We start from the raw sequence: 17168 nt of genomic DNA, 5'->3' as shown, positions 1-17168 counted from the left end.
TCAGACTCTAGGAGCCCCGCGCCCCGAAGCAGCCCACGACCTAGGGAGACCCGGCCCCGAAGGCGCACCAACCTAGGGGGATGCCGCGCCGCGGGGTTCCCACAGCGAACCCCTGTGCAGGCCGCGTGGCCCCTGCGCCCGGCAGACGCCGGCCCGCACTAGACTGTGGACGGCCCTTGTTCCGCTGACTCCGCCCATGAGCTCCACGCCGCCCCTGCTGCCTCGCAAGTCCCCGCGCCAGCGCCGTTCGCAGCTGACCGTCGCCAGCCTCCTGGAGGCCGCGGCCCAGCTCCTGGAGACGCAGGGCCTGGAGGGTTTCAACACCAACGCGGTGGCGGAGCGTGCAGGCGTGGGCATCGGCTCGCTGTACCAGTACTTTCCGTCCAAGGACGCCCTGACCCTGGCCCTGCTGGAACGCGAGGCTGCCCGCTTCGAGGCCGATGCCCTGGCCGCGCTGGAGGTGCCCGACGGGCCCGCCGCCCTGCGCCACCTGATCCGGGCCTCTGTGCGTCAGCAGCTGGAGCGTGCCGAGCTGGCCCGGCTGCTGGACGAGCAGGAGGGCCGGCCCGAGCTGCGCGCCCATCTGGACAAGGGGCGCTTCGGCCAGCTGATCAACACGCTGCTGCAGCGCCCGGGCCTGCCCCCGCAGGCGGACGCTGCCCTCGCCGCGGCGGACGTCGCCGCCCTGATCCGCGGCCTGGTGGATGGCGCGGGCGAGCGCCGCGAGACCGATCTGGCGCATCTGCAGTGCCGCGTGGAAGCGGCGGTCTTCGGCTACCTGGAACGGGCCGCGGCCGCTGCGAGGGGCCTGCAAGGCCGTGAATGCGAGTCGGGCATGCGAGCCGGCGCCGCCCCGGCCTGATTCCACCGGCCGGGTAGGTGCGGCCGGGATGCGAGTACCGGGCCGGGGAGCCGCTCCCTAGCATGGGCGGACTTTTCAATGCACGGAGATTCCATGTCCCAGTCCCGCCACCAGGCCCCCGCCACCCAGACCCTCAACCACCTCAGCTTCCCTGCCCCCGACCTGGAGGCCACCACCGCCTTCTTCGAGCAGCAGCTGGGCTGCACCGTGCGCCGCATGGGCGCCTTCAACTTCCTCAAGCACCAGGGATTCGACATCGTCATCGAGGACGGCCGCCTGCACGGCCTCAGCGCCGTCGACTGGCCGCACAACTTTCACATCGGCTTCGAGCTGCCGACCCGCCAGGCCGTGGTCGATCTCTTCGAGCGCTTCACCGCCCAGGGCGTTCGCTTCACGCAGACCCTGCACCACGCCATGCGCGGCACGCGCTTCTTCTGCGAGGCCCCGGGCGGGCTGGTGATCGAGGTGAACACGCGGGAGGATGCGCAGGTGCCGCTGGAGTGAGCCCCTGCCGCGGCAAGCTTCAGGCGAGCGGCCGGGCCGCCTCCTCCAGCAGCCAGTCGCGAAAGGCCGCGAGACGGGGCAGGCCGGCGCATTCGCCGCGGTAGACCACGTAGTAGGACAGCGGCGAGCGGTACGGCACCTCGGGGAAGAGCCGGACCAGCCGCCCCGCGGCCAGGTCGTCCCGGACCATCACGCTGCGGGCCAGCGCCACGCCCTGGCCCTCCGCCGCGGCCTGCAGCACGGCGGCCGAGTTGTTGATGCGCAGGGGGCAGCGCGACAGGCGGGTGCGCACACCAGCGGCCTCCAGCCAGCTCGCCCAGCCGGGGAAGCCAGCGTGGTCGTCCATGGATTCATCGTGGATCAGCGTCTCGCGCAGCAGGTCCTCGGGCTGGCGCAGGCGGTCCTGCGACTGCAGCAGGCGCGGCGCGCAGACGGGGAACAGGTCTTCGTCCAGCAGCTTCACCGCGCTCAGCCCAGGCCAGTGGCCCAGGCCGTAGCGCACGCCGATGTCCACCCGCTGCGCGAGGAAGTCCACCGCCTTCAGCCGGGTTTCCAGGCGGACGTCCGTGTCGGGGTGGCGCTGCTGGAAGCGCTCCAGGCGCGGCAGCAGCCACTTGGCCGCGAAGGCCGGGCTGACCGTCAGGGTCAGCACCCCGTGGCCCGCACTTTCCCGCAGCCGCTCCATGCCCATGGCCAGGCGATCCAATCCGGCGCGGATGTCCGGCAGCGCGCGCTCAGCCGCCTCGGTGGGCTGCAGGCGGGCGCGGCCGCTGCTGCCGCGCAGGAACAGCGGCGTGCCCAGCCAGTCCTCCAGCGAGCGCACCAGCTGCCCCACGGCCGCGGGCGTGACATGCAGCTCACCGGCCGCCAGCGCAAAGCTCTGGTGCCGCGCCGAGGCCTCGAAGGCCCGCAGGGCGTTGAGGTGGACCAGGGTCTTGCCGTTCATGAAGATTTTCTTTCCCGTGCGGACAGATTATCTCGCTTGTCACCCTGAGGGCCGACGCGAAGAATCCATTCCGACGACTGAGCACGCCTCCAGCAGGCGACCGGGTCGTTCCGTCAGTCGGCGGGTCCGGGCTGGATAGCTTTTCTTTCTCATCCGCTCGCGCCCCGTCGGTGTCAACTCCAAGGACAGAAGAGGTTTGCGATGAGTGATGCATTTCAAGGCAGGAAGCTGCTGGTGCTGGGTGGGACGAGCGGCATGGGTCTGGAGACCGCACGCCTGGTGCTGGGCCAGGGCGGCAGCGCGGTGATCGTCGGCCATGACGCCGGCAAGGCGGAGGCCGCGCGGGCGCAGCTGGCCACGCTGGGCCCCGTGCAGGCCATCACGGCGGACCTGGGCAGCGACCAGGGCGTGGCCGCCCTGCTGGAGGTGCTGCGCAGCCGGCATGCCGACATCGACCTGCTGGTCAATGCCGCCGGCGTCTTCTTCCCCAAACCGTTCCTGGACCACGAGGCCGCCGACTACGAGCGCTACATGGCCCTGAACAAGGCCTTCTTCTTCATCACCCAGGCCGTGACGCGGCAGTGGGTGGGCCAGGGGCGGCCGGGCGCCATCGTCAACATCGGCTCCATGTGGGCGCGCCAGGCCATCGCGGCCACGCCCTCCTCGGCCTATTCCATGGCCAAGGCCGGCCTGCATGCGCTGACCCAGCACCTGGCCATGGAGCTGGCGCCGCACCGCATCCGCGTCAACGCCGTCTCGCCGGCCATCGTGGAGACGCCCGTCTACGAGCGTTTCATCCCCAGGGACCAGGTGGCCGCCACGCTGCAGGGCTTCCACAGCTTCCACCCCATCGGCCGCGTGGGCCAGCCGCAGGACGTGGCCGAGGCCATCGCCTTCCTGCTGTCCGACAAGGCCGGCTGGGTGACGGGGGCGGTGTGGGATGTGGACGGGGGGGTGATGGCGGGGAGGAATTGAGGCCCGCCCGCCCTCGCTAGAGCGCCCGGGCCTGGACCTGCCAGGCGCTGCCCTCGTGTCCGACGGGCGTTGCCGAGAACCGCACCGGCAGGAATCGCTCGATCACCTCGAAGTTCGTCCTCGCATGCGGCGTCAGCTCGGTGCAGGTGTAGGACGCCTGGCCGCCGCGCTGCCACAGGGCCAGGGCCAGCGGCAGGGCCCACTGGTCCGCCAGGTGCGGGCCCAGCGCCGCCTCACCGGCCTCGTAGGCCCGCAGCTCGTTCGCCACGGCCTGCGCCACCTGCTCGCTGCTCACCCCCTTCTCGCCAAAGGCCGTGAAGACTTCGGTGACGTGCTCGTACTCAAGGGTCGCGATCAGGGCGTTGCCCGGCCCTTCGTTCTGCCGCGTGGCGACCTCGCGCAGCTGCGCCTCGGGCCAGTCCAGGAGCGCGCACAGCTGCTGCAGCTCGCGGCGCGCGACGGAGCGCGGCAGGGCGGGCGCGAAGCACTCGGCGTGGGACTCGCGCAGGGCACCGCGCTCGTTCACGTCGAAGGGCTGGAGCAGGTCCCGCGCCGGCCGGATGAGGGCCTCGATCTCGCCTCCGCCGGCGGGATAGAAACCCAGGCGGCGCAGCACGAGGTCGGCCTCCGCGCCCAGACGGCGCAGCAAGGGCGCATAGCTGCGGGCCAGGAAATGGAAGGGCGGCGCCATGGGGTTGTGCGTGCCGCCGCCCAGCTTCACGCGGCTGGGCGCCATGGCCATCATCAGCGCCGGCCAGACGGTCTGCAGCACCAGGGTGCAGCTGCCCGCCGTGCCGACGTTGAAGGCATAGTCCCCCGCCCGCACCGGGCCCGGCACGAAGCGCAGGGACTGCGAGTTCAGTTCGGCGCCCTGCACTTGCGCGCCGCACACCTCGGTCGCTGCGTTCACGCAGGTCAGGTGCTGGCGCATCAGGCCGGGCTTGGGGCGGCCGGCACGAATGCGGCTCAGCTCGAAAGCCTGACCGGTGCACATGGCCAGGGCCAGCGAGGTCCTCAGGATCTGCCCACCGCCCTCGCCGGTGGAGCCGTCGATTTCAATCATGGTCTTCTCTCTTCTTTTCGTTCAGACGCCAGTCCCGCCCGGACCGTCGACATGCAGGACCGTCTCCTGAAGGTACCGGTCCAGCGGCCGACCGTCGGCCCGGGGGCCCTGCTCGGGCTGGTGGCTCAAGATATGAGCCAGCTCAGCCTCGATGACGTCGTGCAGCACGGTCCAGCGCGGGCTCTTCCAGCACCTTGGCGTCGCTGGCCAGCTCGGCAAAGCGCATGGGCGGCACGCCGCGCCCCTCGCGTATCCAGCGCGCAGCCAGAAGCGGCCGGATCACATACAGGTACTTCTTGTAGCGCACCTGCTCGCCGTAGAGGTGCTCGCGCTCATCCCTTCACGCACACCACCTGCTTCAGCGTGTGCACCACCTCCACCAGGTCGCTCTGCGCGGCCATGACGGCGTCGATGTCCTTGTAGGCCATGGGGATCTCGTCGATCACGTTGGCATCCTTGCGGCATTCCACGCCCTCGGTCGCCTTGACCTGGTCCGCCACGGTGAACAGCTTCTTGGCCTTGGTGCGGCTCATGACGCGGCCCGCGCCGTGGCTGCAGCTCTCGAAGCTCTCCGGGTTGCCCAGGCCGCGCACGATGTAGCTGCGGGCGCCCATGCTGCCGGGGATGATGCCCATCTGGCCTCGCCTGGCGCTCACGGCGCCCTTGCGGGTCACGAAGACGTCCTGCCCGAAGTGGCGCTCCTGCTGCACATAGTTGTGGTGGCAGTTCACCGCCTCCACATGGGCTTCGAAGGGCTTGGGAATCACCGATCGCACCGTGGCGATCAGGTGGGCCATCATCACCTCGCGGTTCTTCATCGCGAACTTCTGGGCCCAGGACACGCCACGCACGTAGTCGCCGAAGTACTGGGCGCCTTCCTCGAAGTAGGCCAGGTCCTGGTCGGGCAGATTGCGCTGGTGGCGCTCGGCGTCCTTCTTGGCCAGCTCGATGAAGTGGGTGCCGATGGCATTGCCCACGCCGCGCGAGCCCGAGTGCAGCATGAACCACACGAAGCCCGCCTCGTCGAGGCAGACCTCGATGAAGTGGTTGCCCGTGCCCAGCGTGCCCAGGTGCTTGTGGTTGTTGGTTTTCTTCAGGCGCGGGTGCAGCTCGCACAGCGCCTCGAACTCGTCCACCAGCGTGGCCCAGGCCTGGTCCACCAGGGCGGGCGGGTGCTCCCAGCTGCCGGCGTCGCGGCCGCGGTGCTTGGGCGTCAGGCCGTGCGGCACGGCACGCTCGATGGCCGAGCGCAGCGCGGCGAGGTTGTCCGGCAGGTCCTCGGCACGCAGCGTGGTCTTGGCGGCCATCATGCCGCAGCCGATGTCCACCCCCACCGCGGCCGGGATGATGGCCTTCAGCGTGGGGATCACCGAGCCGACGGTGGCGCCGATGCCCAGGTGGACGTCGGGCATGGCGGCGACGTGCTTGAAGACGATGGGCAGCTTGGCAGCATTGCTCAGCTGCTGCATGGCCTCGGGCTCGACGGGCACGCCCTTGGTCCACATCTTGATGGGGACGCCCCCCTCGGGCTTTTCGATCTTGTAGTTCATGACTTCCTCTGTTCTTCTTCGTTCATTGTCTGTTGGTGGACGCGACGGGATTCGAACCCGCATCAATGCAGCAACCAGCACCTGCATCCTCAACCGTGCTCGCCCACCCACTTGCCTGCTGCACCTGGTCTTACCCAGGCTGCCGGCATGACCCACATTTTTGGCAGTGGCGCTCCCTTCTGTGCCAGCGCGCCCGAAATCAAAAGCGATGCCCTGTGGCGACAAGAATCGGTGAAACGTCGTGCTCTACCGCTGAGCTACGGTCCCCCTGATACGGGACCGGCGGGACTCGAACCCGCGACCACGAGCTTCGAAGGCTGTAGTTCCACCTGCATTCGCCGCAGGGCATCTCAAACAAAAAGGCGCGACAAGGGACGGCAAGACACTGCCACTGGTTGCCCAGCTGGGGACTTGAACCCCCGGCGTACCGGATGTAGTCCTGCCTGCATTCGCGCAAAACCTGTGCCCCCGCGTGGCGACGAACGGTGGGTGAGACACGTTCTGGATGGAGTCCCACCGGCATTCGCCACGCGACGACGCGTGTTGTGTTGATCGGTCAGCGCCCCGGGCGACAAGAGTTGCAGGAGCGGCCTACGGGGTCTCCGTTGCGGGCTTGCGGGCCCGCGCGGCCAAGGGGCGCTGTACTCCTGCAGGCATTCGCCCGGGACACCTTCCAACCTTGATTGCCGTGGCCTTACTGCGCGGCCAGCGGCATCCTTTCAATTTCGCCGACCCAGTGCTCGGCGTCCATCGTGCCGGCGGCGAAGCGCGCCACCATCGTGAACACCGCGTCCGAGAAGCCGCCGACATTCAGGATGTCGCGCCGCTCCGCGGCCTGCGTGCTCGCCGACGGCTGGATGTCGATGCACACCAGGCGCGCCTGCGGGTTGCGCTGCTTCAGCACCTCCCACTCGCGCAGGGTCTGCGTCGCGCCGTGGCGCCGGGCATCGACCCAGGACTCGTTGTCCGAGACCAGGATCACCACATCGACCGCCGCGCGCTCCTGGTTCAGCAGGGCCAGCGGCGCGCTGCAGTTCGTCCCACCACCGCCGATCCGGGCCAACGCCTGGGCATTGCTCATCACCGAATCGCGAGCGTTCAGCGACAGCTTCACCACGTCCTGCTCGAAGGGCAGCACGCGGGCCTGCCGGTTCTTGCGCAGCACGGCGGCGGCGACCAGGGCCGCCAGGTCGATGCAGCGCGTGGTCGAGGTCGCCGAGCCGCGATGGCCGGTGACGGGTGAGCTCATCGAACCCGATACGTCGGGGCACACCACCACACGGCCGGCAAGCGCCGGCACATTCGCCAGCGACAGCTCCATCGCGTCCTGCAACGCCTCGCGCACCGACGCTGGCACGGTCTCGCCCGCCGCCTTGAAGGCCGACAACAGCTGGTAGGGCATCACCTTGGCCTTGGCCACGGCCTGCGCATCGCTCAGCTTGGCGGCCACGGCCTCGGCCATGCCGGGCAGCTCGAACACGCCGTGCCGGGCGAAGGTGTTCAGGTTCTGGCGCACCATCTGCCACGAGCCCTGGCGAGCGATCTGCGCCCACTGGGCAGCGCTCAGCGCCAGCGCGGTCAGCATCTGGAACGGCACCTCGGGCACCTCGGCCGCTACGCCCCGAGCGCTGTCGCGCTTGAAGCGTTCGAAGGCCTGGGTGATGGGCGGCAGCGCCGCTTCATCAAAGGGCCGGCCGATCAGCCAGGCGAACCAGGCGGCACGCCAGGCCTCGGCGGGCTTGGGGTGCACCATCTTCACCACGTCCGCCAGCGAAGGCGTGTTGCCCACGGCAGCGTTCAGCAGCTGCTTCTCGGTAGCCGTCAGCAGCCACTGCTGCACCAGCTTCTTGGGCCGCGAGCCCAGGGACTTGCGACCCACCGCGCCGCTGCGCAGGATCTGCACGAAGTTGCGCAGCATCTTGCCGTTGTCCACCACGCGGGAGAACACCTGGCTCAGCAGGGCCACGTCACGCTGGGCCAGGCTGGCGGCCAGCAGGGCCGGCAGGTCCTTCATGTGGCCGGATTGACGCCCGTAGATCGCCGCCTTGGCCACGAAGGCAGGCTCCAGCTGCTGCGTCAGAGCCAGCACCTGCTCGAGCTGGTCCTCAGCCGAGGCGTAGAAGGTTCGGCTCAGGCAACCCGTCGCGGCCAGCTGCGCCAGCTGATGGCGGGGGCTGAAGGCATAGGCCGGCGCCTGCTGCGCATTGCGCGCCGTGGCGGCGGGCAGCAGCGCGCCCTTGATCGTGTGGAAAAGCTGGGTGTTGACCATGAGGTGCTCCTCTTCTTCATTCAACGTCTTGTTCGTACCTTCTTCATTGCAACGGACGTGCCAGGTCTTGCCTCCAGCGGACCGAAGCATGGCAAGCCGTTGATTTCATTGGAGAAAAAATTTCCAGCCCGTTTCCCGGGGCCGGCACCCCCAAGATCCCACCCCCGGATTGCTAGACTATCAGCTAGCCATTTATCTTTTGAGCCATGCCCAAGAAAACCGTCGTCATCGGCTTCCTCGGTTCCCAACTGGACGCCGGCCAGGGCGCGGGCCGCTGGGAGAAGTGGCGGCCGACGGTCTCGCTGGTCCAGCATGAGGACATGGTGGTCGACCGCATCGAGCTGCTGTATTCGCGCCAGCACACCGCTCTGGCCCAGCAGGTGCAGCGCGACGTGAGCACCGCCTCGCCGGACACGGTCGTGAAGCTCGTGCCCATGGACGTGGCGGACCCCTGGGACTTCGGTGAGATGTACGCGGCGCTGTACGACTGGGCGCGCGCCTACCGCTTCGACCCGGCGCACGAGCAGTACTGGGCCCACATCACCACCGGCACGCATGTGGCGCAGATCTGCATGTTCCTGATGGTGGAGTCCCGCTTCATCCCCGGCGTGCTGCTGCAGACGGCCCCGCCGCGCAGGCAGCGCCAGGGCGACCCGGGCCGCTACACGCTGATCGACCTGGACCTCTCCCGCTACGACGTCCTGGCCCGGCGCTTCAGCCAGGCGCAGGCGGAGGCGCAGGACTTCCTCAAGAGCGGCATCGCCACGCGCAACAAGCGCTTCAATGCGCTGATCGAGGAGATCGAGCGCGTGGCTGTGCGCTCGCAGGCGCCCGTGCTGCTGACCGGCCCCACGGGGGCAGGCAAGTCCCACCTGGCGCGGCGTATGTTCGAGCTGAAGAAGGCGCAGCACCGGGTGGAGGGCGAGTTCGTCGAGGTGAACTGCGCCACCCTGCGCGGCGACAGCGCGGCCTCCACGCTCTTCGGCCACAAGAAGGGCGCCTTCACCGGCGCCGCCACGGACCGCGCCGGCCTGCTGCGCACCGCGCACCAGGGCGTGCTCTTCCTCGACGAGATCGGCGAGCTGGGGCTGGACGAACAGGCCATGCTGCTCAAGGCCGTGGAGGAGAAGCGCTTCTTCCCCATGGGCAGCGACCGCGAGGTCAGCAGCGACTTCCAGCTGATTGCCGGCACCAACCGCGACCTGCGCGTGGACGTGGCCCAGGGCCGCTTCCGCGAGGACCTCTTCGCCCGCATCAACCTCTGGGCCTACACCCTGCCCGGCCTGGCCCAGCGGCCGGAGGACATCGAGCCCAATGTCGATCACCTGCTGGCGCGCTGCGCCGCCGAGATGGGACACGCCGTGCGCTTCAATGTGGAGGCCAAGTCCCGCTACCTGCAGTTCGCCCGCAGCGCCGAGGCCTTGTGGAGCGGCAACTTCCGCGACCTCAGCGCCAGCATCACCCGCATGGCCACGCTGGCCGAGGGCGGGCGCATTGCGGCGGGGCTGGTCGATGCGGAGATCCAGCGCCTGCGCTGGCTGTGGGAGCCGGCGGGCGAGGCGCCTGCGCGCAAGGGGCAAGGCTCGGGCGAAGTCGACCTCACCGCCCTGCTCCCCGATGCGACCCTGGCCGCCATGGACCTCTTCGACCAGCTGCAGCTGCAGTCCGTGCTGCAGGTCTGCCGGGACTGTGCCACCCTTTCCGAGGCCGGCCGCCGCCTGTTCGACCACTCGCGCATGCAGCGCAGCGTGGTCAACGACGCGGATCGGTTGAGGAAGTATCTGATGCGGTTTGGCATTGGCTGGGATGAGGTGAAGGCGCTGCCGTGAGGCCGCCGGCCATTTCCCTTGACCGGCTTGCGGGCTGTTTGCGTCAGTTCTTCATCTGATACTGATCTCATCCTTCCGCACGACACCCCCGTGTTGATGCGGGTTCTGACTGATTTCCTCAGCGGATCTTCCGGCCCTTCGGGCTTATGGATCAAGGCAAGCGTCCGGCCTGAACGGCCTGTGCGCAGACACAATGGGGGCGCTCAGGGAGTCATGCACCGGCGCATCAGGCCAGGGGCTGACGAGCACATCAACAGCACCCCCACTATTGGGAGCCCCGCATGCGTCGCCTCGCCACAGCCCTTGCCATCCCGCTCCTGCTTGCCGCGCAGGCCGAGGCCTTCCAGCTTTCCCCCGAAGGCACCTCCTTCGAGAAGCGCCTGGCCCAGAAAGGCCAGCCCACCGGCGAGCGCCTCCTCGGGAAGCTGGCCAGCTGGGGCGTCAGCACCTTTGGATCGCCTGTGCATGAAGAGATCTCCAACCGGGCGCTGGATTGCGAAGGCGATGAAGACATCTGCGCCGACGTCAACTGGGACCCGGCGCAGGCCTACGTCCTCGCGGGCGTCCGCTGGAACGACGATCCGCCGTTCAGGTTCGAACAGAGCTTCGGAAAATACAGCGGATGCGCGCCCGGCCAGACCGTCCGCCTCGTCGTCCAGCCGGAATGCTGGGCACGCGTCTTCCGGGACGGCAAGCTGCGCGCTCAGCGCGGCGAGGCCCTGAATGCCAGGACGGCGCCCCTGCTCGTGCGCTCCCACTTCGGGGACCTGCAGTTCCTGCACGCAATGGGCGCGGCGGACGGGGAGCTGCCCGAGGTGACCCAGCGCCGCATCCTGATGTGGGCCGAGTTCACCTGGAAGGTCGCCACCCTGAAGATCCGGGGGGATGCGATCGTCGCGAAGCAGGAGATCGCCGGCATCCCCGAGGTGTTCGGCGCCAACGGCTGGAGCGTCCAGGACCTGTTTGCGCTGGGCAATCCCAATATACGCAAGCCCGCCTATCTGGCCGCGGTGGCCTTCGGAAGCCTCCTTCACACGGTGCAGGACTCCTTCTCCAGGGCCCACGTGAGCCGGCGCCAGCCCGCCTACCAGGGGACCTGCCCCGGCGCGGCGAGTGCCTACCCCGCCCCCGGCTTGATCGAGGAGTTCCATTCCTACTCGCACCAGGACTCCGGCCTGCACTCACAGGCAGACGTTCGCGCGGCCTTCGCGGTGAACCTCTCCTCCGGCAAGCCCACCGCGGTGGACCTGGGGCGCGCCCTGGCCGAGTTCTATGGGCGCCAGGCGGACTGGAGTGAGGTAGCACCCTACATCCAGTGCCTGTTCCAGCTCGCTCCGGACGCACGGCCGGCGTCGCCGGGTGACTACGCCGCCCAGTAGGCGAACAATGCACGCGAACGATGCAGGTGGACGATCCAGGCGTCCGCTGGGCGGCCGTGCATGCGCCCGGCATAAGACGCCGGGCTGATGCCGATCTCGCCTTGGGGGGCCCTCGGAGGTCGAGGCTGACTTGTGTAGGCTTCCCTCCTGAGGACCCGAGCGCCGAGCCCCCGGCCCGGCTCGGGCGACCGGACAGGAGGACCCATGCTTCGCTGGATCGCCGACCACTACCGCCGAAAGTACGCACAGCTCGTCCAACGCAACAACCACGACCGGCGGGACTTGCCCGCTTGGGGAGATCCGGTTTCGTGGGTGGACAAGGTCCCGGCCGCGGTTCAGCTGGGAGTCATGCCCATCGTCGCCCTGGGCTGCGCCGTGCTGGGATGGCGTGTCGGCGGCGTGGGCGGGGTGATCCTGCTGGGCCTTCTTGGCGTCCCCATCGGCCACCTGGTCGGATGGATCATCGGGCACCTGCTGACGGCGGTGGCGCAGACCAGCCTCCATGCGGCCGCGCTCCTGGCGGCGCTGCTGGCCATTGGCACGCCCATCGGCCTGGCCGTCCTGGCCTTCAAGCGGCTCTGGGGGCTGGGCATCGACTGAGCCGGTACCCGGGGCCCCCGGGCATGCCTGGCCGTTGAAGGCCTGCACCCGGGAAGCTGCCAGCAAGGAGCGCCTCGCACCAGGCCTCGCCCTCGAAGCCGGCAGGTTCAGCCCGCTCGCCGCCCCCAACGGGCGCCCATCCCCATCACACCCAGGGACGAGCCCAGCAAGTACGCCGCCACCCCCTGCGCCAGGCTCAGACCCGCCTGGGCCGATGCCAGGCCGGCCAGCGCTGCCAGCACGCCGAAGGCCAGCAGGGTCGCCCAGCGGGGCAGCTGGTTGTAGCGAGCCAGCAGGGCCGGCCGCTGCAGCTGCAGGGCCTGGCGGGTGAGGTGGTCGCGGTAGCCCATCATGAAGAGGCCGAAGGCTGCGCCCAGGGCCAGGCTGGCCAGAGCCTGCAGCAGCAGGCCGCCCGCGCTGGCCGCCGTGGGCAGCAGCAGGCAGGCGCCCACCAGGGCCAGCGTGGCCGGCGCACCCTGCAGCCAGGCCAGGCGCGGCGCCCAGCGCCGCCACTGCACCAGCGCGTTGCTGAGCATGGCCGCGGCATAGACCAGGGAGATCAGCAGCCAGGCCCGCTCCATCGCGCCCGCCTGGGCCAGCAGGTCGCGCAACAGGAAGGGCGCGGCGCTGGCCAGCACGCAGTAGTTGGCATAGACCAGCACGCCTGCGGCCCACAGCATCCATTCCGCCTTGGCTGGGGCGGCAGGCGTGGAGCCGGCTGCGGATCCGGGCGCAGACGCAGAGGCCGCTGCCGCTGCGGGCGCTGAGCTCGGCGCTCCTGCTGACCGGATCGCAGCATCCACGCCCGGCTCCTCTCCCTGCACCGCGCCCTGCACCACACGCTCTTGCGCCACCAGCAGCTGCCAGCCGCTGAAGGCCACCAGCACCACCATTGCCAACAGCAGCACCTGCGCGGCCGCACCGCCAGGCGGCATCAGGCTGAAAGCGCCTGGGGCCAGCAGCATGCCCAGGAAGCGCAGCAGGGAGATGCTCAGGTCATTCGCCACCCGCCCGTCCAGGCCGGCCTGCTGCACCGAGCGCTCGTCGAAGCGCTGCATCAGCGCCCCGGAGGCGAAGGACAGCGCCCAGACCACCAGGGCGTAGACCCAAGGGCTGCGCAGGGCATCGCTCCCGGCCGTCAGCAGCAGGGCGGCGTAGACCGCACAGCCGAGGCCCACACTCAGGGGCCGCAGCGCGGCGCTGCGCTGGCGCGTGGCCCAGGCCAGGCCCAGCAGCGCCGCCAGCGCGCCGCCCAGCAGCACCAGCGAGGTCCACATCGCCTCCTGCGGATGGCCCCAGAAGCGATGCTGCGGGAAGACCGTGATGCAGGCCGTGTTGGCAAATGAGAAGGACAGGAAGGCCGCATTGCGCGCCCAGCGCCCGCCCCGGCTCATGCGGAGGGCGCGGCGCCGGGCCGCGGGTCGACGTGGAAGTCCAGCACCCGCATGTAGCAATGCCAGAACGGCGCCTCGTGATAGGGCAGGCCATGGACCGTGACGAAGGCGCGCACATGGGGCGCGGCGCGGTGCAGGTGGTGGCGAGGCAGGTGCGGGAAGAGGTGGTGTTCCAGCTGCTTCTCCAGGCCGCCGAAGACAAAGTGCGTCCACCAGCCGCCGGTGTAGTTCCGCGTGGTTCGCGACTGCAGACTGAGCACGTCCAGCTGCCGCGCCTGCTCGGGCGTGAAGGTTTCCAGGTCGTAGTGATTGCCCGCGAAAGCCGAGTTCAGGTAGAGCATGCCCACATGCGTGTGCAGCAGGAACAGCAGCACGCCCAGCCAGGACCCCGTCAGCAGCACGAAGAAGACCAGCTGCGAGCCCAGGCCCAGCAGGACCGCCAGCAGCTCGGCCGCAAAGCGCTCGCGGTGGTGACGCCAGCAGTAGTAGCCGTCGCGCAGGGCCATGAAGATCAGCGTGGCCGGCACATAGACGCCGCGCAGCCGCGTGAACAGGAACAGGCCCAGCCAGGCTGCCAGGCGCGAGTGGTAGCGGCGCGTGGGGTCCCAGCGCTCGCGCTGGTCCCAGTCCTCGCCCAGCACATTGGTGCGGGCATGGTGGCGGTTGTGGCCATGCCGCCAGCCGCTGGGAAACTCGCCCAGGATGCCGGCGGTCAGGGCCGCAAAGCGGCGATTGGCTTGGATGCCCGGCCAGCTGCCGCCATGCGCGGCGTCGTGCATCAGCCAGCCGTTGCGGTAGAAGAGGAAGCTGCCCAGCACGAAGAGCGGCAGGCCGGCCCAGGCCGACCAGGCCTGCGCCGCCTCACGCGCAGCGAAGAAGGCCAGGACGCTGCCCAGCAGGTTGAAGAGCAGCTCCGCCACGGCCCGCCCCGGCTTGCGCTCGAAGCAGCCCGCGGCCTCCAGCTGGGCGCGCAGGAGGGCCAGGTCCGCACCGGCAGGGCCGGGAGCGCCTTGCGCGGGGGTCAGGTCTTGTGTGTCAGGCTTCATGCGCTCACCTGCATCAGCAGCCAGAACCAGGGGGCGACGAAGATCAGGCTGTCGCAGCGGTCCAGCACCCCGCCCTGCCCGGGCAGCAGGGTGCCGGTGTCCTTCACGCCCACGTCGCGCTTCCAGCAGGAGACCAGCAGGTCGCCCACCAGGCCCAGCAGCACCATGGCCAGCGCCAGCAGCACGCCGGCCCAGGCCGGCAGGCCCAGCAGCCAGGGCGCCAGCCCGAAGCCCAGCAGGGCGCAGACCAGCGCGGCAAAGGCCAGACCCTCCCAGGTCTTGCCTGGGCTGATGGACGGCGCCAGCGCGCGGCGGCCCCAGCACTTGCCACCCACGTACTGCATGGCATCCGAGAAGATCACCAGCACGAAGAAGAAGCCGCCCTGCCCCTGCCCGCCCAGGGGCCGGGCCGCCGGCGCCTGCAGCACCAGCAGACTGACGAAGAGAAAGAGCGTGGTGCAGGCATTGAGCACCAGCATGAGCCCGCCCACGCGGGTGATGAAGCGCTCCGGGCCGCTGGCCAGCATCTGCAGCGGCCCCAGCAGCAGGCCTGTGTAGACCAGGCACAGGCCCAGCGCCCAGGGCATCAGGCCTGCGGCGGCCAGCGCGTGGGCCGCCAGGCTCAGCAGCGCAGCCAGGCCGCCGTGCAGGCGCTGCTCGGCGGACGTCAGCGGCAGCAGGCGCAAACCCTCGCGCAGCAGGATCAGCGAGGTCAAGGCGCAGACCAGCCAGGTCAGCCCTGTCCCCAGCAGCACGGTCAGCGCCGCCATCAGAATGACCGGCACCCAGGATTGCACCGCCTGCTGCACGCGGCGCTGCGTGCGAAGGGCGGGGTGCAGGTGCGTCACCGCCGTGGCGGTGGAGATGGCGGCCAGGCCGCCTCCCACCAGGATCCAGAGGTCCGCAGGGGCGGGCGAGAGCTGCCAGAGCGCAGGGAGATCAGTCTTCAAGGGGCGGAGCAGAAATCGGCAAAGGTGCGATCATGCCTGCCCCGCGGCCACGACCGGGCGCGTCTGCGTGAGCGAAGCCCGCGTTTGCGGGGCAAGTTGCCCAGGCGCCGGCTACGGCGCGCTTACGTTCACCAGCCTGATGTTCACCGGCCTTGCGTTCCCCAGCCTTGGTTCAACTGCCCTCCGCCCTTTCATGCAAAAGCACGCCGCCCTCCTCCCCCACACGATCACGCTCGCCTCGGCCGCCGCGGCCAGCACCGGCCTGCCGTACCTCGGCTGGGCACCGGTGGAGCGCGCCGTGGCCGTCGCGATGCTGTGCCTGGCGCTCTGCCTGCTCTGCGATGTGCTGGATGGCAAGCTGGCGCGGGCGCTGGGGGTGAGCTCGCCGCTGGGCGCGCAGCTGGACAGCCTGGCCGACCTGCTCGCCTTCGGCCTGCTGCCCGCCTTTGCCCTGGCCAAGGTGCTGAACCCGGCGGGCACGCCCTCGTGGGGCGTGGCGGCTCTGTGCGTGGTGTACGTGCTGGCCGCGCTGCTGCGCCTGGCCCGCTACAGCCAGCGCGGTCTCGTGCGCACCCGCTTCGGCGAATGCTTCCAGGGCCTGCCCAGCTCCGTGGCCGCCATCCTGCTGATGGCCGGCGTGGTGCTGCGCCAGTTCTGGCAGGTGCCGGCCCCCGCCCTGGCCGGCCTGACGCTGGGCCTGGCGGTGGCCATGAACCTGTCCTTCCCCTTCCCGAAGCGGGGGATCGGCTTCTACCCCTGGCTGCTGCTGGTGCCCGGGCTGCTGGGAAGCGCCTGGTACCGGATGCTGGGCGCCGGCCTGTGAACGCCTGGCCGGCCTGCCGGCCCTGCCATCGCGGGGTCATGTCTTGACACAAGGCATTCGCAACACCTTGGACGCTCATTCAGCAAGCCAGACGCCACACTGATACCGAACTCATACGGTGCCGCAAGAACCCAGCACTGGCGCGGCTTCTGACGGTTTGCATCAGCGCAAACCCCGGCCCTTACGAGCCATCCGATGTGACATTTGCCCGGCGTGCCCGGCAGACGCACGGCCAAAATGGCTCGCACTCAGGGAGTCATGACACATGCTGATCAAAACAGCGGATGACAAGCAGCGCCGTTTGCGGCTGCTGGAGGACCTGCAGTCATCGCCCTTGCTGGACATGCGCCAGCGCGACTGGCTGCAGGACGAGCGGATGCGGTGCCAGCGCGGCCATCAGGGCGAGCGCGAGGCGGCGCATCACATCGATCACTGGAGCAAGGACAGCCCCAACAGGGCGGTGCTGCACGACCTGCGTTTCGTCGTGGAAGGCGAGACCGCGCAGATCGATCACCTGGTGGTGGACCGGATGCTGCACTTCTACCTGTTCGAGACCAAGTGCTTCGGCGGGGATGTGGAGATCAACGAGCAGGGCGAGTGGAGCGTGGCCTATGCCAAGGGGCGGCGCTATGGCGTGCCCTCGCCGCTGGAGCAGAGCCGGCGGCACGAGCGCATCCTGGACAAGCTGCTGGAGCGCCTGGACATCACCGGCCGCGGCAGCCTGAAGCCGACCTATCACCACGTCGTGCTGCTGCACCCCAAGGCCACCACGCTGGACAACGCGATCCTGAAAGAGATCAACGCAAAAAATGTATGGTCCGCCCCGCGGTTGCAAGGCTCAAGTTTCAGGCGGAGTCAGCTCGCACAAATGTATTCGGCCTCTCGCAAGTGGGCTGCTGTTGCAGCCAGGCCGTGATGAGATTCGCACGCGACGTTCCCAATAAATGGGCCGGGCTGATAGCCCGTTTTTTTGGCCGG

The 17168-nt window shown here is 69.4% G+C and carries 16 protein-coding genes; 8 read left to right on the top strand and 8 right to left on the bottom strand.

The window, feature by feature from the left end; translation table 11 throughout:
- Nucleotides 1-196 precede the first annotated feature (196 nt).
- Both ABDJ40_RS19815 and ABDJ40_RS19810 read left to right on the top strand, forming a co-directional pair.
- Nucleotides 197-862, top strand: coding sequence for a TetR/AcrR family transcriptional regulator (locus tag ABDJ40_RS19815; protein WP_347612238.1), 666 nt, complete (start codon nucleotides 197-199; stop codon nucleotides 860-862).
- A gap of 93 nt (nucleotides 863-955) precedes the next feature.
- Complete coding sequence (locus ABDJ40_RS19810) at nucleotides 956-1366, top strand: VOC family protein (RefSeq protein ID WP_347612237.1); 411 nt, start codon at nucleotides 956-958, stop codon at nucleotides 1364-1366.
- Between the two features lie 19 nt (nucleotides 1367-1385).
- Here ABDJ40_RS19810 and gcvA read toward each other — a convergent pair whose 3' ends face one another.
- Complete coding sequence (gcvA, locus tag ABDJ40_RS19805; protein ID WP_347612235.1) at nucleotides 1386-2312, bottom strand: transcriptional regulator GcvA; 927 nt, start codon at nucleotides 2310-2312, stop codon at nucleotides 1386-1388.
- A 201-nt stretch (nucleotides 2313-2513) separates the two neighbouring features.
- Here gcvA and ABDJ40_RS19800 point away from each other — a divergent pair, with 201 nt between their 5' ends.
- Complete coding sequence (locus ABDJ40_RS19800; protein WP_347612233.1) at nucleotides 2514-3287, top strand: SDR family NAD(P)-dependent oxidoreductase; 774 nt, start codon at nucleotides 2514-2516, stop codon at nucleotides 3285-3287.
- Nucleotides 3288-3303: 16 nt separating this feature from the next.
- Here ABDJ40_RS19800 and rtcA read toward each other — a convergent pair whose 3' ends face one another.
- From rtcA to ABDJ40_RS19780, 4 genes are all read right to left on the bottom strand, one after another.
- Nucleotides 3304-4350: an RNA 3'-terminal phosphate cyclase gene (rtcA, locus tag ABDJ40_RS19795; RefSeq protein WP_347612232.1), complete on the bottom strand. Its 1047-nt coding sequence runs from the start codon at nucleotides 4348-4350 to the stop codon at nucleotides 3304-3306.
- A gap of 142 nt (nucleotides 4351-4492) precedes the next feature.
- Nucleotides 4493-4657 (bottom strand): DNA polymerase beta superfamily protein, encoded by a 165-nt coding sequence (locus ABDJ40_RS19790; RefSeq protein WP_347612231.1) that lies wholly within the window; start codon nucleotides 4655-4657, stop codon nucleotides 4493-4495.
- Between the two features lie 25 nt (nucleotides 4658-4682).
- On the bottom strand, nucleotides 4683-5900 hold the full coding sequence (locus tag ABDJ40_RS19785; RefSeq protein ID WP_347612229.1) for an RtcB family protein: 1218 nt from the start codon (nucleotides 5898-5900) through the stop codon (nucleotides 4683-4685).
- 694 nt (nucleotides 5901-6594) lie between these two features.
- The gene (locus ABDJ40_RS19780) at nucleotides 6595-8169 is read right to left on the bottom strand and encodes a vWA domain-containing protein (RefSeq protein WP_347612228.1); all 1575 of its coding nucleotides are present in this window, start codon (nucleotides 8167-8169) and stop codon (nucleotides 6595-6597) included.
- 206 nt (nucleotides 8170-8375) lie between these two features.
- Here ABDJ40_RS19780 and rtcR point away from each other — a divergent pair, with 206 nt between their 5' ends.
- From rtcR to ABDJ40_RS19765, 3 genes are all read left to right on the top strand, one after another.
- Entirely contained in the window at nucleotides 8376-9998 is a 1623-nt protein-coding gene (gene rtcR / locus ABDJ40_RS19775) for an RNA repair transcriptional activator RtcR (RefSeq protein ID WP_347612225.1), read from the top strand.
- A 281-nt stretch (nucleotides 9999-10279) separates the two neighbouring features.
- The gene (locus ABDJ40_RS19770; protein WP_347612224.1) at nucleotides 10280-11377 is read left to right on the top strand and encodes a hypothetical protein; all 1098 of its coding nucleotides are present in this window, start codon (nucleotides 10280-10282) and stop codon (nucleotides 11375-11377) included.
- Nucleotides 11378-11581: 204 nt separating this feature from the next.
- A complete protein-coding gene (locus ABDJ40_RS19765) occupies nucleotides 11582-11977 on the top strand; it encodes a hypothetical protein (protein ID WP_347612222.1) in 396 nt (131 codons plus the stop codon).
- A 107-nt stretch (nucleotides 11978-12084) separates the two neighbouring features.
- Here the strand turns inward: ABDJ40_RS19765 and ABDJ40_RS19760 are convergent, their stop codons facing one another.
- Genes ABDJ40_RS19760 through ABDJ40_RS19750 form a run of 3 tightly spaced genes read right to left on the bottom strand, consistent with a single transcriptional unit; the run spans nucleotide 12085 to nucleotide 15367 of the window.
- Nucleotides 12085-13371, bottom strand: a complete 1287-nt coding sequence (locus tag ABDJ40_RS19760; protein WP_347612221.1) for a hypothetical protein — start codon at nucleotides 13369-13371, stop codon at nucleotides 12085-12087.
- Nucleotides 13368-14417, bottom strand: a complete 1050-nt coding sequence (locus ABDJ40_RS19755; RefSeq protein ID WP_347612219.1) for a fatty acid desaturase family protein — start codon at nucleotides 14415-14417, stop codon at nucleotides 13368-13370. The genes ABDJ40_RS19760 and ABDJ40_RS19755 overlap by 4 nt, the downstream gene beginning before the upstream one ends.
- Nucleotides 14414-15367, bottom strand: a complete 954-nt coding sequence (locus tag ABDJ40_RS19750; protein WP_347612217.1) for a phosphatidate cytidylyltransferase — start codon at nucleotides 15365-15367, stop codon at nucleotides 14414-14416. The genes ABDJ40_RS19755 and ABDJ40_RS19750 overlap by 4 nt, the downstream gene beginning before the upstream one ends.
- Nucleotides 15368-15560: 193 nt before the next feature.
- On the opposite strand from ABDJ40_RS19750, the gene ABDJ40_RS19745 reads away from it, so the two are divergent.
- Nucleotides 15561-16190 (top strand): CDP-alcohol phosphatidyltransferase family protein, encoded by a 630-nt coding sequence (locus tag ABDJ40_RS19745; RefSeq protein WP_347612216.1) that lies wholly within the window; start codon nucleotides 15561-15563, stop codon nucleotides 16188-16190.
- A gap of 265 nt (nucleotides 16191-16455) precedes the next feature.
- The gene (locus ABDJ40_RS19740) at nucleotides 16456-17106 is read left to right on the top strand and encodes a nuclease-related domain-containing protein (protein ID WP_347612215.1); all 651 of its coding nucleotides are present in this window, start codon (nucleotides 16456-16458) and stop codon (nucleotides 17104-17106) included.
- The last annotated feature ends 62 nt before the right edge of the window (nucleotides 17107-17168 follow it).

The sequence above is a fragment of the Roseateles flavus genome, assembly GCF_039872765.1.
GTDB lineage: Bacteria > Pseudomonadota > Gammaproteobacteria > Burkholderiales > Burkholderiaceae_C > Roseateles_B > Roseateles_B flavus.
The sequence above is the reverse complement of the archived record's forward strand: the minus strand, read 5'-3'. Positions and strand labels throughout refer to the sequence as shown.

What these genes read in the sequence shown, in the direction of transcription:
- ABDJ40_RS19815 (WP_347612238.1), top strand. Translation starts at nt 197, where the DNA reads ATGAGCTCCACGCCGCCCCTGCTGCCTCGCAAGTCCCCGCGCCAGCGC.
- ABDJ40_RS19810 (WP_347612237.1), top strand. Translation starts at nt 956, where the DNA reads ATGTCCCAGTCCCGCCACCAGGCCCCCGCCACCCAGACCCTCAACCAC.
- gcvA (WP_347612235.1), bottom strand. Translation starts at nt 2,312, where the DNA reads ATGAACGGCAAGACCCTGGTCCACCTCAACGCCCTGCGGGCCTTCGAG.
- ABDJ40_RS19800 (WP_347612233.1), top strand. Translation starts at nt 2,514, where the DNA reads ATGAGTGATGCATTTCAAGGCAGGAAGCTGCTGGTGCTGGGTGGGACG.
- rtcA (WP_347612232.1), bottom strand. Translation starts at nt 4,350, where the DNA reads ATGATTGAAATCGACGGCTCCACCGGCGAGGGCGGTGGGCAGATCCTG.
- ABDJ40_RS19785 (WP_347612229.1), bottom strand. Translation starts at nt 5,900, where the DNA reads ATGAACTACAAGATCGAAAAGCCCGAGGGGGGCGTCCCCATCAAGATG.
- ABDJ40_RS19780 (WP_347612228.1), bottom strand. Translation starts at nt 8,169, where the DNA reads ATGGTCAACACCCAGCTTTTCCACACGATCAAGGGCGCGCTGCTGCCC.
- rtcR (WP_347612225.1), top strand. Translation starts at nt 8,376, where the DNA reads ATGCCCAAGAAAACCGTCGTCATCGGCTTCCTCGGTTCCCAACTGGAC.
- ABDJ40_RS19770 (WP_347612224.1), top strand. Translation starts at nt 10,280, where the DNA reads ATGCGTCGCCTCGCCACAGCCCTTGCCATCCCGCTCCTGCTTGCCGCG.
- ABDJ40_RS19765 (WP_347612222.1), top strand. Translation starts at nt 11,582, where the DNA reads ATGCTTCGCTGGATCGCCGACCACTACCGCCGAAAGTACGCACAGCTC.
- ABDJ40_RS19760 (WP_347612221.1), bottom strand. Translation starts at nt 13,371, where the DNA reads ATGAGCCGGGGCGGGCGCTGGGCGCGCAATGCGGCCTTCCTGTCCTTC.
- ABDJ40_RS19755 (WP_347612219.1), bottom strand. Translation starts at nt 14,417, where the DNA reads ATGAAGCCTGACACACAAGACCTGACCCCCGCGCAAGGCGCTCCCGGC.
- ABDJ40_RS19745 (WP_347612216.1), top strand. Translation starts at nt 15,561, where the DNA reads ATGCAAAAGCACGCCGCCCTCCTCCCCCACACGATCACGCTCGCCTCG.
- ABDJ40_RS19740 (WP_347612215.1), top strand. Translation starts at nt 16,456, where the DNA reads ATGCTGATCAAAACAGCGGATGACAAGCAGCGCCGTTTGCGGCTGCTG.